General features: G+C 54.1%; 14 protein-coding genes and 1 pseudogene. 8 read left to right on the forward strand and 7 right to left on the reverse strand.

Annotated features, from left to right (window positions below; all coding sequences use genetic code 11):
• Nucleotides 1–2: 2 nt before the first annotated feature.
• The 4 genes from BW940_RS19220 to BW940_RS19235 all read right to left on the reverse strand — a co-directional run bounded on the left by BW940_RS19220 (nucleotide 3) and on the right by BW940_RS19235 (nucleotide 5,421).
• Nucleotides 3–629 carry a DUF7680 family protein gene (locus BW940_RS19220; protein ID WP_076610794.1) on the reverse strand — a complete coding sequence of 209 codons (627 nt, stop codon included), beginning with the start codon at nucleotides 627–629 and terminating at the stop codon, nucleotides 3–5.
• Nucleotides 626–3,856: an ATP-binding protein gene (locus BW940_RS19225; protein WP_216819686.1), complete on the reverse strand. Its 3,231-nt coding sequence runs from the start codon at nucleotides 3,854–3,856 to the stop codon at nucleotides 626–628. Before BW940_RS19225 ends, BW940_RS19220 begins: the two co-directional genes overlap by 4 nt.
• Nucleotides 3,849–4,064: a hypothetical protein gene (locus tag BW940_RS22565; protein ID WP_076610795.1), complete on the reverse strand. Its 216-nt coding sequence runs from the start codon at nucleotides 4,062–4,064 to the stop codon at nucleotides 3,849–3,851. The genes BW940_RS19225 and BW940_RS22565 overlap by 8 nt, the downstream gene beginning before the upstream one ends.
• 622 nt (nucleotides 4,065–4,686) lie before the next feature.
• Complete coding sequence (locus BW940_RS19235; RefSeq protein WP_076610796.1) at nucleotides 4,687–5,421, reverse strand: HFX_2341 family transcriptional regulator domain-containing protein; 735 nt, start codon at nucleotides 5,419–5,421, stop codon at nucleotides 4,687–4,689.
• Between the two features lie 266 nt (nucleotides 5,422–5,687).
• Between BW940_RS19235 and BW940_RS19240 the strand changes: the two genes are divergently transcribed.
• The gene (locus BW940_RS19240) at nucleotides 5,688–6,857 is read left to right on the forward strand and encodes a hypothetical protein (RefSeq protein ID WP_076610797.1); all 1,170 of its coding nucleotides are present in this window, start codon (nucleotides 5,688–5,690) and stop codon (nucleotides 6,855–6,857) included.
• 1,163 nt (nucleotides 6,858–8,020) lie between these two features.
• On the opposite strand, the gene BW940_RS19245 is transcribed toward BW940_RS19240, so the two are convergent.
• Both BW940_RS19245 and BW940_RS19250 read right to left on the reverse strand, forming a co-directional pair.
• Nucleotides 8,021–8,230 carry a hypothetical protein gene (locus BW940_RS19245; protein WP_076610798.1) on the reverse strand — a complete coding sequence of 70 codons (210 nt, stop codon included), beginning with the start codon at nucleotides 8,228–8,230 and terminating at the stop codon, nucleotides 8,021–8,023.
• A 136-nt stretch (nucleotides 8,231–8,366) separates the two neighbouring features.
• Nucleotides 8,367–8,606: a PhiH1 repressor gene (locus tag BW940_RS19250; protein WP_076610799.1), complete on the reverse strand. Its 240-nt coding sequence runs from the start codon at nucleotides 8,604–8,606 to the stop codon at nucleotides 8,367–8,369.
• A 255-nt stretch (nucleotides 8,607–8,861) separates the two neighbouring features.
• Between BW940_RS19250 and BW940_RS21280 the strand changes: the two genes are divergently transcribed.
• The 7 genes from BW940_RS21280 to BW940_RS19275 all read left to right on the forward strand — a co-directional run bounded on the left by BW940_RS21280 (nucleotide 8,862) and on the right by BW940_RS19275 (nucleotide 12,942).
• On the forward strand, nucleotides 8,862–9,140 hold the full coding sequence (locus tag BW940_RS21280; protein WP_143823958.1) for a hypothetical protein: 279 nt from the start codon (nucleotides 8,862–8,864) through the stop codon (nucleotides 9,138–9,140).
• Entirely contained in the window at nucleotides 9,140–9,298 is a 159-nt protein-coding gene (locus BW940_RS21610) for a hypothetical protein (RefSeq protein ID WP_159440196.1), read from the forward strand. The genes BW940_RS21280 and BW940_RS21610 overlap by 1 nt, the downstream gene beginning before the upstream one ends.
• Nucleotides 9,295–9,753 (forward strand): hypothetical protein, encoded by a 459-nt coding sequence (locus tag BW940_RS19255; RefSeq protein ID WP_076610800.1) that lies wholly within the window; start codon nucleotides 9,295–9,297, stop codon nucleotides 9,751–9,753. The genes BW940_RS21610 and BW940_RS19255 overlap by 4 nt, the downstream gene beginning before the upstream one ends.
• Nucleotides 9,746–10,735, forward strand: a complete 990-nt coding sequence (locus BW940_RS19260) for a hypothetical protein (protein ID WP_076610807.1) — start codon at nucleotides 9,746–9,748, stop codon at nucleotides 10,733–10,735. The genes BW940_RS19255 and BW940_RS19260 overlap by 8 nt, the downstream gene beginning before the upstream one ends.
• Complete coding sequence (locus BW940_RS19265) at nucleotides 10,732–11,283, forward strand: hypothetical protein (protein ID WP_076610801.1); 552 nt, start codon at nucleotides 10,732–10,734, stop codon at nucleotides 11,281–11,283. The genes BW940_RS19260 and BW940_RS19265 overlap by 4 nt, the downstream gene beginning before the upstream one ends.
• Nucleotides 11,276–11,875 carry a hypothetical protein gene (locus tag BW940_RS19270; protein WP_076610806.1) on the forward strand — a complete coding sequence of 200 codons (600 nt, stop codon included), beginning with the start codon at nucleotides 11,276–11,278 and terminating at the stop codon, nucleotides 11,873–11,875. The genes BW940_RS19265 and BW940_RS19270 overlap by 8 nt, the downstream gene beginning before the upstream one ends.
• A gap of 194 nt (nucleotides 11,876–12,069) precedes the next feature.
• The gene (locus BW940_RS19275; protein ID WP_076610802.1) at nucleotides 12,070–12,942 is read left to right on the forward strand and encodes a hypothetical protein; all 873 of its coding nucleotides are present in this window, start codon (nucleotides 12,070–12,072) and stop codon (nucleotides 12,940–12,942) included.
• A 579-nt stretch (nucleotides 12,943–13,521) separates the two neighbouring features.
• On the opposite strand, the pseudogene BW940_RS22570 reads toward BW940_RS19275, so the two are convergent.
• Nucleotides 13,522–13,698, reverse strand: a pseudogene (locus tag BW940_RS22570) (RNA-guided endonuclease TnpB family protein); the annotation flags it as partial.

Raw genomic sequence — 13,698 nt, forward strand, 5'->3', positions numbered from 1 at the left:
GATTATATATTGTCTGTCAATAACGTTCGTAGTGCTTTCTCACCGTTCGGACTCGAGGGAGACCGACACTTCGCGTGCCAGTAATAACACTCCTCGTCGCTCATCCGCTCGATACCCCGACAGAACGCCCGCATCCGGTCGACGCGCTGGATCGGCTTTACGCCAACAAATCCCAACGCGAGCCGAACTCCGGCCGTCTCAGGGAGGAAGACCTCTCCTTGCCCGGAACCCGTCAGACTCGAGTCGTCGATTCCGGCGCCCTCGAGCGTCTCGCGAACCAGTGGCAGGATCGACCGTAGTCGACTTCCGGACAGCCGTCTAATCTTCACGGCCGTCCACTCGTCCCAGTCCCAGTGATCGACCTCGAGGCTATCCGACTCGTCGAATACGTCCTCGAACGAGTCAGCCACGAGTTGCCGGTTCGGATTCGAGCGCTCGAGTCGCTCCCGACGGGCCGTTGCCTGGTCCGCAGGCAGCAACTCGTATAGCGTCAGCGTGCCGCCATCGGGGCCAGCATCTCGAATGAGTGCGAAATTCGGACGGCCGCCGTAGACGCTACTACCGAGACCGCTGACTCCGGGTTGCTCCCGAGCCGACAGCGCGGACTCCGGCCGCGACTGTGACGTCATTGTTTGGCCTCTGGTGCGATCTCAGTCGGTCCTCGAGCCTGTACCTTTACATCGATGTTCGTCTGTCCGAGGGCGTCCTCGAGCTCCGCTAGCAGATCGTCCTCGTCGTCTGTGATCGGCTCCGGTTCCGACAGATCGACGCGGAACTTCAGATCGATTCGGGCCGTGTCACCGAACGGGTCCGGCTGGTTCGTCACTCGCGAGAACTCCTCAAGGCCGCCTTGGAACCTCGCTTTGTACGTCGCGTCCGAGTCCGACGCCGTCTCATACTGCATCCTGACTGAGACGTGGTCGTCCCGGTCCTTGAATGCACCCTGCTGGGCGATGAACGACCCTTTCGAGAGTCGGTCCTCGCCACCGACCTCAACCGTGACCTGTGATAGGCCAGCGCCACCGTCGGACGCCGACGAAATCGCCTCGCCGCGGACCTCCTTGAACGCTCGAGACGCTGCCATCAGACTCGTCGCGTGATCCCACTCGGGCGGCTGTGTTCCGGGGCCATCGATTACCTCTCCGTCATCCGACCCGCCGAGGTCGTCGTCATCGCCCTCGAGTTCGTCTTCAGTCTCGTCATCGTCGTCGTCCGGTTCTGGCGTCTCAGGTACCTCGAGCGAATCGCCGTGGACCTCGAGGAACGCCTCGATACCCGTGTAAACCACGTACTCGTCGCCGATCTTCACGTCCGAGTCCTGGATCGACGTTCGGACGTCGGGCGAGTCAACGAGCGGTGCATCCTCCTCCCAGTTGTCCGGCTGTGCATCCTCGTCGCCGTCCCAGTAGACGGTCTCGCTCTCGCCGTCCCAGTAAACGTATCCGGAGTCGACCATTCGTTCGACCGTTTTTCGCAGCGGTTTCGTATTTAAGAGGTAGGGAAGGCCGGGCTTTTTCGCGAACTGGGTGACCAGCTGCTGGGTTGTCATGCTATCTTGGGTCCGCTGCCAGAGCTTCTGTTTGAAGAACGCCGTCCCCTTCGCGCTGGCGTCCGCTCGGATCAGCCGATCCTCGAGGGTCTCTTCGACCGCATTGACGAGCGTCGTCCCACCGTTGGCCTCGGTCGCGTTGATCGTGATGTGGGTCAGGCCGTCTCGGTCGACGTAGTAGAGGTGCCGGTAGACACCACGGACGAGTTCGCCGAGCAGTCCGTGGGCCTGATCGCGGCGCTCTCGAAGCTCCTCAATCTGCTCGTTCGACAGGTCCGCGGTCTGTTGGGAGTCGTCGAGCAGGGCCTCGATTGCTTCGAGCTGTCGGGCCTCCCCAATCCCGCTCTTGATCCGCTCCTCATCGGGTGCAAGGAAGAGGACATAGTTCTTGTAGACGCGGCTCTGGACCTGCCCACCGTGTTTGGATGCGGACTTCTCGTACAGCGTCTGAATCTTCTCCGGCGTGTTCTCGCCACCGTCGAACACCGGTGCAGTGTCCATGTGCATGACAGCAAGTTGTGGCTTCGAAATCTTGTCCGGGAGGTCAGCCGGTGACTCCGGGAAGACGACCGTCTCGAAGCCCCCGGTTCCGACTTCGGTTTCGAGACGCGATTCAAATCGCGATCGAGCTTGCGCGTCCGGCGTGTTGTCCACGCGCTGGTCGATGATCCGAATGAGGTTCGGATCGGACTTGAACCGAACGCGCTCCTCGTCATAGAGGTAATAGCATGCGACAGTCATGTCGCCGCCGGCCAGCGCCTCGAGTGCGGAGTCGTAGTTGTCGAGTCGGATATTCAGGTGCCCCAGTGTCGCGTTGAGCTCCGCGCGTGTCAACCCAGTTGCTTGCTCACCGTACGCGAGGCTGTGCCAGAGCACCGATGTCGTTAGATGACTCCCGAGTGGTGGAATTCCCTTCTCTGTCCACTTTCGATCCTCGAGTTGTGCGTGCGCGGTACCGTCTTCGCTGTAAATATCGGCAGAGACGGCCGCACTGAGATCGACAAACTCGAAGAGCGTCTCGTGGAGGGTCGAATCAATGCTCCCTCCTGGATCGTCGTCGGACGGCGTGAGATCGTACAGACGAACGAAATGACGATCGTAGTGCTTTGGCTGGTTGTTCCAGAGGTAGTAGACAGCACGAGCAAGCAGTTTTAGCGCGCCACGGGTTCGTTGAAATCGTGGAATCGTATCGATCTTCTCGGTCAGTGTGTCCAGGATCGTCGGATGGAACGGATACTCTCTGGTGAGTCGATCGACGTAGCTCGCTTCGGTCGCTTCCTGTGGGAACTGTCGGTCGCTCTCGGTGTAGAACTGGAAGTAGTTCTGCGCGATCGACTTCGCTGCCTCGTCGTCGATCTCCTCGAAGAGTCGATGCTGAAGCACCTGCCCGACTTCGCTTTCATCGGTCGGCGTAATCGTCTTGTGCTGACGACGGCCGATCTGGTTGAGTTCGTCGACGAGGTTACGAACCTCCTCTGCCTCCTCTTCAAATGCGGTATCGGCGATACTGTAGACGACGGTGACGTCGTCAACCTCGGATGCCGTCTCGAGAAGCGAGAGAATGAAGCTGAGCGTCTGGCTCGCGAGGGTCGCGTCACCGACTTCGACTCCCGACGCGGCCTCAAGATACGCAGCGATCTCGTCGATTAAAATTAGGGCTGGTCCATCGCCGTGATCGAAGAGATCCTTGAGGGTGTTTCCACCAGGAGCCTGCTGTTCTTGATCGTATTCCTTGAGGTGTTCGTATCCCTCGAGGCCGTACAGTTGATACGCGATTTCTCCCCACATCGTCCGCGTATTCGGTGCGTCTGGATCCGATCGATCGCTCCTGGCGTTTCGAGCGTCGACGTGACCGCCGACAAAGACAGCGGAATCAACGGTCAGTCCGTCATCAACGGCGTCGTGATAGTCGTCTACGAGATCCTTGTCGTCCTCGAGAAGGTGTCGTTCGAGATCGCCGATGGATGCAGGATCCGTTGCGAGATGGTACGATGCAATCAAATCGTGCGTTTTCCCACCGCCAAAACGGGTATCGAGACAGAGAATGCTGCTGTTGTATCGCCCTTCATATCCTCCACCAGTGAGAAACCTCCCTGTGAGGTTGCTGAGTAGGGTACGCAACCCGTCCGTGGGATACGTCATCTCGAAGAATTGGGCTGGATTCTTGTAGACCGGCGGCGCGTCTTCCGGTGAATGCGCGACGGTTGCGAGACTTGCCGCGAACTGATCTTCTTGGAGCGTTCCCTCAAGAACGTCCTCTCGAGGTTCGCAGGCCTCGAAGAGTGCTGTGGATTCAGTGCTACTCATCGGATTCCTCCGTTGCTTTCGGCTTTGAGACAATCACAAATTCTTCATGAGTGCTATTGTCGACCATCGCGTGTGCGATTTTCTTGGACTCAGCAATGTCGACATTGACTGAGTCCCCGACATTGGCGTCGAGTTGGTCCAACTCAGGGCCAGAGAGATTTATTCGGCCTGAGTTCCCCGTATTTTGTCCGATCCGTTTCCGAGTCATCAGATACTCATATCACCCAATCGGATTGTTATAACCTTTACTTAGTCTAACGAGTGATGAACGGCAACGTCTTTTCGACGAGGCGATCGGCAGCCAGCTGCCACGCTCTTCGCGAGAACTCGGGACGGTGTGTTCGTAGTGGACTGTAAACTTAGTCAGTGGCATCGTCAGCGTTGGCTGAGGTATAAATACTCGCGAAAAGCGCTGACACCGATCCGTCGCTGAAGTTCTCCCCCCATCTAAGGTGTGTCAATCGAACGAATGGGGTCCACGATCGGAAGACAACATAGTTACTGACATCACGTTGGGGATGACCGTAGTGACGAGGGTCCGTTAGCCCTGCTGGTAGTTGGTCTCTATATGAGATACCGATTGTACTTTGGCTCAGCGCTGATAATCGTGTGCAGCTTGGGCGCGGAGTCAGCACTGCGACCATTGCGTGGTTGTTTCGCGCTTTGTCCGAGAGTCCCTTAACGGGTGTCCCCAAGGGGACTGCGCCAAAAAATCACAACGCCCCTGCCCCACCTCCGCACAAAATTCTCGAGTTGATCCATACGAAACGGGGGTGATATATGTCTGGAATAGAATTATTAATGATCCTTCCATTCCTCTTTTCTTTCACCTAGTCAATAAGATGCCGTGAAAAGTCCAGTGTCCGTTTTCCTTTTGGTGTTAATGTGAGATACTTGCTTCCTGCATATGGCTGTTTCCGAATATATTCCTTTTCTACAAGGGGATCAATAATATCACGATTGACGATATCGTATATATTTCTATCATCTTTTCGCTCTATTCCCTCTACTGGGTCTAGCTCTTCTTCTTGAACGAAATTGTTTAGGTCACTAATTTTCACTTTCTCATCACTATCTTCTCTTTCCTTCAAAAAGGAAAGCACTTTGACAAATGACTTCTGAGGAGGATCTATTGGGTAGGCTGGGAGAGAGATAACATCTTCAACACCTTTGCTCACAGGTTCATCGCCGTAGTCTTCGGCTTTAACATAATAAGGAGTAGCACCCGTGAGCATACATGCTAACATTCCACTAATTGCGGTGATTTTACTCCCAGTAGAGATATTTACTTTGACATCATCATCAGAATAACTGTATATTAGTTCTGAGATGGTTTGAATCGACTCATCTTGGTCAAAGATATCACAATTTTTCTTCTCAACTTCGATACTGGCATCTCTTAATTCCTCTTCAACGTTTTTCTGACACTTATTTGATTGCTCATCGCCTTCTGTTACTAAAAGAACTACTTTGTCTGCTCGGTTCTCGATCGCGGGTTTGTAGATCCTCTGCTCTTCATAGCCTTGAGGTGCAATATGAATACGCTGAGGGCTATCGAGATTCATCAGGAGCTACAAGTCCTTCCATTGAAATAATACTAACTGACACAACTGACGGTGTTCGAATATTGGCCACTTGGAAAGGCTAGAGCGTCTAGAATGTATAAATCACCTAGCAGGAGCGCTTGATCTAGCTACCACAAATAATCGAGATAGCGTCAACAGGTCGGTGATTTAGGTATATACTCCACGTATGAAATAGCAGGCAAGTAATAAGGAGTCGCAATCGGTCCCGATTGGATCGGCGAATAATCAAACAAAAGTCATACTATATGAGAATCAACACGATTGAACTCGACGGCAACACGCTGTCTTCACATAAAGAGGTAGAGATTGGCTCGAAGCAGTTCACCACGCCAGCAAAAGCGCTTCAGGTCGGTAAACTCCGTTCGACTGAAAACGTTTCTTCACTCACACGTGGTATTGCTGAAATTTATACAAAAGCGAACGCTGCCGCTCTGGAAAATTCTCGGAGCGGATGGACTGGCTTAGCTAAAAAACTAGAGCGACAAGCTAAAAATGCACAAGATGGGGAACTTGTCATCCCATTCCTTGAGTACGACGATACTTCTGATCTTGAGCCCAAGAATGCTGCAGAGATCGCGAAACTGCAGACCAATTATGGCGATTTCATCACAGTCCCCCTGATGATTCCGCTAGTCAACGCAGCAGATGACGGTGACGATCGTTCCTCATCTCACGTCTCTACTATAATTCAGAACACACAGACGTTCCTAAATGCTGTTGATGAATTAGGAATCGGTAAACCAGTGATGGGTGTTATTCCACCAATCAGTGAAGATTGTACACAAGCGCTCACAGAGTTATATGCTGAATCTGGTCTCCGGGCATATTGCGTAGATTTTAATCGTCGGTCACCGATGGCACAGGCTCAAATCAATCACGTCGTGAATCCCCTCATGCAGACACTGACTGGATATGACCTTGGCGAGGAAAGTATCGTATATGCTGTCAACGCCAGAAACAGCCGTCAAGCTGCTGGGAATCGCCGAACTGCAGACGCGATGTACGCCTACACTCTTGGATTTGATATTGTCGGTGACAATCATATCCCCCCGAACTGGCCAGAGGAGGTGTTCAAGAAGATTGCCGAACAATCTGAAGATGGCAAGGTTGAGCTAAGGCTATTCGACGCTAATACTGTCTCAATTGTTGAAGTACCGGTTGACGACCTTGCATCTTTCCTCCCAGACACAGCTGAGATCTCAGTCAATCGTGTACAGAAACGCATTGCTAGCAATCCAGATGAGCAGTACCGGTTTGAGAAACTCATTAACTCTGAGTTGATTAGCTTATATCTGGAATCAGAGGGAGGGGTTGACCCGAGTGAAATCTTTATCGAGCTCAGTTCAACAGAATATGCTCAAGAGACCGACCTCAAGAGGGTTCACAATCTAATTTCTGAGGTGCGAGATACGTAGACTCAACCGTTCTACTTCTGGAGATCAGCGATTCATACAGACACCGATCACAGAGCGCCGTCGGTGAGCAATGGTCGAAAGTGGCTCGTTACAGTGAGGACAAATATCGTATTTCGGAAGATCATCCGCAAATCTAAGACAGACCTCTGCTATTCCTTGCCAATCAGAGTCGGTCAATCTCCATAAGACAGCCTCTGTTTCTGGCCCAGGTGCTGTTAAGAGAAATTGCCCACAACAATCTTCATCTTCGATTCGGAGTTTTGGGCCGTAGTAGGTCGTATCGCGCTTAACGACGGTAGCCGTCTTTGGTATACTCTCATCAGAAGAATTCGACACGGTATCAGAAATTTCGATCTTGTCCCCATGCTCAGCACGCATAAAAACACGCTTAGTCGAATGTGTTGTCTCCGACCGTCTATCGTGTGAGTTAGTGGCAACTGCCATATGGGAGCTATACTTCGACTCCCTAGAAGTGTTGTGGTAGCGGCGAATTCCGGGTCTAATAACAAGGGTAGTGAATTGCAAAAATCAGTGTCATATCATATTATTTCTCTCCCTCCTCGGGATTGCACGTCGTCAGAATCTGATCCCCGAATATGCACACGAGCTGCGATTCGTCGTGTGCACGTCGTCAATTTGGAGATTCTGAAGTAAACGATCCGTCTGTGTCTATTTAGACGATCTGCCTACGTATTGATGTTGACCACATTTGAAAAAGCTGGGTTCGTGTGTACAAATTCCCTCAGAGCTGCTGCTGAGGGTGACCAATCTTGGTACCGAATACATCAATGTCCGATCAGCGACTGGAGGAGCGCGATGAGTCACCAATTTCAGATGAACCCGCTGTGGGGTTGAAGCGCACGCCCGAACGCAACGGCACGCTGGCCGCGCGACACTGGAAATAATCGACTCCTGTTCGCTTCTTGCCTGCCTGCTTGGCAGTCTCTCGGCCCATCCAAGTGGGCTTGAAATCTTCTCGAGTCATAGGCATTAGCAAAAGAAGCCATAGATCCGAACGGGAACTATCTGATAACTGTCAGAGGAAGGGTGCGTGACAGGGGATGAGTTAATACAATCTCCCTTTCATCGTCGAGATAGGCAAGATGCTGCCGTAGCTGGTCTAACTGTATTTCATTCTGTCTCGTCTTGGTCTCGAATAACAATTACGTCGAACTTCGGATTCCTGCGTCAGGCACTAATCCATTGCCAGCGAGCTGATTTTCGAACGTGACCAGCGAGGTATCTGATTCGTCGAGAACTGCCTCGAGCAGGTCTTCTGCTAACTGGTTGTTTATATTCTCGAGAACAGCCATCAGCGTAGACGTGACCCGGTTTTCGCCCTGCGTGTATGTTGAGAAGAGAGGATTCGTCATGGTACACACCGTTATCGATCTGTAACAAGTACTTTGTCCTATAACGGAGCTGGGTTACGCCGTCAGCGAAGCCATGGACTCACATTTCCATGGGGATCTTTAGGAAGATGGTGAATATTCGACGAACAGTCTCAAGTCATTCCTTAGCAGGCTCGAGTTCACTTGCATCAAGTTCTTCGTCGAGAAATGCTTCGCCGGCTTCTGTGATCCGATAGAGACCTTGGGCAACGCGTTCGACAAGACCATAGTCCGCCATCAGTGACAATCGATTACTCGCGTAATTGGCGACGGTGACGTCCAGCTGTTCGAGTGCGCTTGGGGTCATATTACCCTCGTCACGCATTGTCTCGAGGATTTTTTCGTCGACTGGACGCATCCACTCTGCTCGCTGTCTTACCACGCTCTGGGATGGCACTGTAGAACTCATAGTAGTATCGGTGGACGACCATACAAGATGGATCGTTATAAATATGCTCTAGAACTCTACACATATGCTGTGATTTTCACAGTAAGATATTAGTAGATCCCGTGATAATAGACGAAGTGACCTACCCTTTCGGTCCTACAAAGGTCCGACGTGGTACCAGCACGTCGGGGTGGGTCATCCCCATAGAAGGGAATTGAACAACCCATGCGACAAGAGAACCCCCGGACCCATAATTGTAGGGTCCACGAGCCACGAGTATCGACTGGCCGTCACGACGATGGCCGTACAACCACACGCAGTGCAGACCTCACCCAAGACACACGCCCGCGTGATACTTCTCGACCAGTAGAATCGCCCCGCGCGATCACGCACGCCCATCCAGACGATGAAGGTGTCGAGATCCTCAGTCAAAGCGATCACGAGGAGATCATCGTCGCCGGCGAGGATGCCGTCATCCTCGAGTCTACGCGAGGTGACGACTGATGGCCCGCATCCACCGACTGTGCAACGAGTGCCAACAGCACATCACCCACGCAGAACTCGAGCAATCTGACGACTCCATCACACTCACTCTCGAGCGCCCGATCACCCCCAGTGATCTCGAACGTGCCTACTGCAAACTGGAGGTAGAGTGCAAATGAGCGAAACCGTCCTCCAGTGGACACCAGAACAGGGCCCCCGGCGAAAACTCACCCTCAAACAGATCGAAGACAGCTGGGTCCGTATCGAAACCGTCTGGGATGGTCAGCAGTGGCGCGAAACGGGGTACGAACAGATCGAGGACCCGACCGTCCACACCGACCTCCCAAACACGAACCCGACTCCACCGACGATAGAAACGCTCTGTACCAGAATCCATCACACGTGGCAAACCGAGAACCCACAGGTACTCCAGTTCAACACCGAACAGCCGATCGTCATCGCCGCGACAGACTCGAAATTGAGATACTATAGCCAACGATCCACCCACTGGCAGCCAATCGACGACACCACACTCCGACGACTCATCCGCAAACACGGGGTTCCAGCGGTCACCTCACTCGCTGACACCCCATACAGCCGTACTCAACTCGAACAGGGTGGTCCCGGTGAGTGACCAGCACACGCTTAGAACGCAACTTCGAGCACTGGTTCCAGATACGGTGGTCTATGTCAGCTGGATAACTGCGGACGAAACCGTCTATCAGCGGGGGACGATCCTCAACTATGATCCAACGACCATGTTTCGGCATATCGAAACGGACGATCGGACCCTCCTACTTAGCCCGACAGCTGAGGAGATCACCGTCTCGGAGATCACAGCGTCTGGGCCAACCCGTCTCGGGAGGCTGAACTCAATAACATATGATAACCGACCGACTGAACCACTGCGGGTCACCAATGCCGGTATCGATGTCCCCTCGTATCTCGTCGGCTATACGGGCCAGCTACTGGTCAGCAGCGGCAAGAGGCAGGAACTGTGTCACATCGCAGAGCCACCACTCGAGCGGTACGATACCAGACTCTTCGTCGAACTCGATACGGTCTTGCCGTCTAACTGGCACGAAACAACCCTCGTTATACAGCCGCTGGGCGGCCCGAGACGCAAATACAAACTCATCGACGACCGACGGGCCGACGAGTACACCCCCGAACAACAGCAGTATACCGCCCTCGAGACGATCATCGTCACTGTCCGAGAACTCTCAGAGGCCGTCTACGCTGATACTCGTCTCGAGGCCCGCACGTCCAAGCGAATCGAGCGAAAACTGTTCGCACTCCAATCCCAACTCCTGGACATCCACCAAGCGTTGTTTGAACCTGCTCCATCGGAGCATCCGCTCGAAGTCGACGAAGTGGACACGTACTCGTGGACAAGCTATACGGATGCTATCGAGTGGCTTGAGATGCAATTCGAGGAGATTCGCAACCGCATCACGGCCGACAAAACGTTTGCAAAAGAGCGACTCGGAGTCTCCCCACTTGGACCTACTGTGTTCGCGTCTCTCGAAGAGATCCAGCAAACCCTTGATGAACACCCAGACCAGTCGCCAACCGAGTATAGCTCATCGACTACCGAGACCGTTGTAGACCAATGACTGACGACACTTACACTGATCCCGACGTCGCCGACTCGATCGCTCGAGACCACCTGAGTAAGGCATTCGAGACGCATCACACTACAACTGAGCACAGTGAGCTTGCCCGCTTCATCAGGACTGCAACATCGATCAGAGCTGCGCTGATAGATGACCACCAGCCCGAGGAAAGCGACATTCGGGAGGCACGCCACCAACTACACCAACTCGACAGACGGCTTAACGATCTCACGGCACTGTACGACATCTCCGAACCGTACAACACCGCCAACACAACGACGGAACCAGAGACAGGCCAACTCAAGACACGAATCCCAGATCTATCCGCGGTAGCCGACCAGAAGGGAGCCACATACAACTGCTGTCTCGAGTACGAGACGACGGCCAACGAGACTCACCGTCTCGAACTGACAGTGGGTCCCGAATCGACGACGCTCGAAAAAGAGACGCCAACGACAGACGGAATCGAACGGATCGACCTCGCAGACGCGACCATCCAACTGCACGCGATGGCTACCGGCCCCGAAGATGGAGAGTCCGATGAGTAACAAAGAGAAGTTCCCTCGCGAGGAGATCGAAGGCCGTGGGAATGGTGATGGACGCTGGCTCGAGTATCAACTCCAGCGCGCCTTCCAGCGGTGGGGCTACAGTGCAGAAATGCGCGAGACGGTCTACAATCTCGAGGTTGACGTCGTCGCCAGACGAAACAAGGAGCCCCGAGAGCCGTCTGATTGGCTGCTTGCCGAGTGCAAAGACTGGGAGAGTCGTCCCATCACGGCAGATGTCGTCTACAGACTCTGTATGCTTGCGTTCACCTGCCGTGCGATGCCCGTTCTCTGTCATACGACATCCCTGACTGAAGAGGCTCGCCGCATCGCTCGGAACTGGGAAGTCAGGGTCCTCACCCTGTCGGATCTCCACCGTGGCGCGCTTCCAGCACCAAGCGTTAGCGCACCAACACACGATCTCTTCGACTACCCAGCACAACACACCGCGCGGGAAGGTCGTGGCACACTTCCATTGATGTTCCACTTCAACACCGAGAACCCCTTCAGCTATGTCCCGGGTTTCGAGCCTGCAGATCGAATGCATCGATATCGGCCGATCGAGGACGAGGCTACCGATGGAGGAGATGAGTAAGTCAGCTATCCTGAGACGGGAGCGATAAAACGGCCGTAGCCGGTCCGCTTCGCTCCCAGCGAGAACTTGGGGTTCAGACACGACGTATCTGTCCTGTAACCGCCGAACGGCCCGCTAGGCAGCATTCCGTCTATAGCTGTCGTTGCACGCCCGTTGACCGATCCACTGAGCACCAGCAGTCCCATTCCAATCCGATGACCACCGAAGACACGACTACCACATTGACACACGAACAGTTCGCTGCCGAACTCACCCAACTTCGCGATCGTATCACGGCCCTCGAGACGGAACTCCAAGAAAAAGACGCCCGGATTGAGGATCTCGAGACCGAACTCGAGGAAACACAGCAGGAAAACACGCACCTCGAAAATCGTCTTGCAGCTTTCGAAGACGCACAGACGCCCATTGAGGCACGCCTCGACGCCCACGAAAAGAAACTCAACGCGACCAAAGACCGCGTCGGTGAACTCCAAGCACGCGAACTCGAGAAGGGCGCACATCTCCTCGAGGAGCACGTCGACGAAGATGAGATCGACGTCGTGGATGGTCGTCTCGAACGCATCCGCAAAGACGACGACGAGCGCTACTTCCGGCTGCCCGAGAGCGATGATCCACTCGAGCGTGGCAGCGACGTCACCCTCGCTCACGGTGATCTCCTGCCGATTCAACAACTCGCGAAGCTGGACGAGGATATGCTCCGGGCCACGACGTCTACACTCCCCTCACGGCTCGCTGCAAAGCTCTGGAAGGCGCGTGCTGACCCAACGGTTGGAGACAACCCGTGGAAGCAAGGGAGCGCAAGCGTCCGCGAGTACGTCACTGCTGGCGATCTGAAACACTGGATCCGTCGTCAAGAGGAGGGCATCAGCGACGAGTACGCCAAGAAGCTCGTCTCTCGGACGATTGATGCGGTCCTCAACCTCTCCAAAAATCGACTCGCGATTCGCAAACGGACCCAGCGAAAGAACGGCCTCGAGTACACCGAACGCCGACTGATCCTCAGCACAGACGCTGCGATCCCCGGTGAGATGACGGGCTCGAATGGTGAGAGTTCCGGAGACAGCTGACGTCCGCGGCTAGCCATCGACACTGGCTCGATTCCAGCCTCGAGAGAGGACGACACTCTCAGGAAACGACGCTCGATACACACGATCGCGGTTGGCTAGTGGGTTGGTTAGTTGTGGGTATCCCTTCTCGAGCAGTCTCGGCAGTCAATGAAGGAGACGCTCTCGCTGGTGAGACTGGAGACGACAGCTGTCCATGGGCAGTTTGACTAGCTGCCTGTCAGTCGAGTTTTCGAGTCACGGATCTCCCGTCAAGCATTTCGAGCCGACGCTCGAGGATGCGGACACGTGCTTGTTCTCCTCGATTTGTGTCTCGAGCGTGTCGAGTTGTTCGCAAGCGAGGTTGAGCTTCTCTCTGAGATGGACCAAATCCCGTTCTTGAGAGGTGTCTTCGCCACGGTTCAAGCAATAATTCCGTGTTGCTGACGGTTGATCAAAGAACTCAAACGTGTGTTCGATTGCTCGAGCGATGGTTTTCTCCCCGTGCGTTGAACCGTCTGCGTGCTGGATTTGGTTCCATTCAGGTCCGCTGAGATGAGACCGTCGAAATAGATCTCTTTGGATACAGTGAACCACCCCGCCCTACTCAGCGACTGGCGTCGCTTCATTGAGGGCGGAGCTTCCTGCTTCTGTGACGCAACTTGCATCCACGACGATGGACGAGGAATCGCCACCATCGGTGGGCACAGCGGTCGCAGTCTCCACAGGCGTACCTTCGGAGTGAACCACTCCTAGTTTCTTCAGTCCTCGTGAGAGAAC

The organism is Natronorubrum thiooxidans (assembly GCF_900156475.1).
GTDB lineage: Archaea > Halobacteriota > Halobacteria > Halobacteriales > Natrialbaceae > Natronorubrum > Natronorubrum thiooxidans.

What these genes read in the sequence shown, in the direction of transcription:
- BW940_RS19220 (WP_076610794.1), bottom strand. Translation starts at nt 629, where the DNA reads ATGACGTCACAGTCGCGGCCGGAGTCCGCGCTGTCGGCTCGGGAGCAA.
- BW940_RS19225 (WP_216819686.1), bottom strand. Translation starts at nt 3,856, where the DNA reads ATGAGTAGCACTGAATCCACAGCACTCTTCGAGGCCTGCGAACCTCGA.
- BW940_RS22565 (WP_076610795.1), bottom strand. Translation starts at nt 4,064, where the DNA reads ATGACTCGGAAACGGATCGGACAAAATACGGGGAACTCAGGCCGAATA.
- BW940_RS19235 (WP_076610796.1), bottom strand. Translation starts at nt 5,421, where the DNA reads ATGAATCTCGATAGCCCTCAGCGTATTCATATTGCACCTCAAGGCTAT.
- BW940_RS19240 (WP_076610797.1), top strand. Translation starts at nt 5,688, where the DNA reads ATGAGAATCAACACGATTGAACTCGACGGCAACACGCTGTCTTCACAT.
- BW940_RS19245 (WP_076610798.1), bottom strand. Translation starts at nt 8,230, where the DNA reads ATGACGAATCCTCTCTTCTCAACATACACGCAGGGCGAAAACCGGGTC.
- BW940_RS19250 (WP_076610799.1), bottom strand. Translation starts at nt 8,606, where the DNA reads ATGCGTCCAGTCGACGAAAAAATCCTCGAGACAATGCGTGACGAGGGT.
- BW940_RS21280 (WP_143823958.1), top strand. Translation starts at nt 8,862, where the DNA reads ATGCGACAAGAGAACCCCCGGACCCATAATTGTAGGGTCCACGAGCCA.
- BW940_RS21610 (WP_159440196.1), top strand. Translation starts at nt 9,140, where the DNA reads ATGGCCCGCATCCACCGACTGTGCAACGAGTGCCAACAGCACATCACC.
- BW940_RS19255 (WP_076610800.1), top strand. Translation starts at nt 9,295, where the DNA reads ATGAGCGAAACCGTCCTCCAGTGGACACCAGAACAGGGCCCCCGGCGA.
- BW940_RS19265 (WP_076610801.1), top strand. Translation starts at nt 10,732, where the DNA reads ATGACTGACGACACTTACACTGATCCCGACGTCGCCGACTCGATCGCT.
- BW940_RS19270 (WP_076610806.1), top strand. Translation starts at nt 11,276, where the DNA reads ATGAGTAACAAAGAGAAGTTCCCTCGCGAGGAGATCGAAGGCCGTGGG.
- BW940_RS19275 (WP_076610802.1), top strand. Translation starts at nt 12,070, where the DNA reads ATGACCACCGAAGACACGACTACCACATTGACACACGAACAGTTCGCT.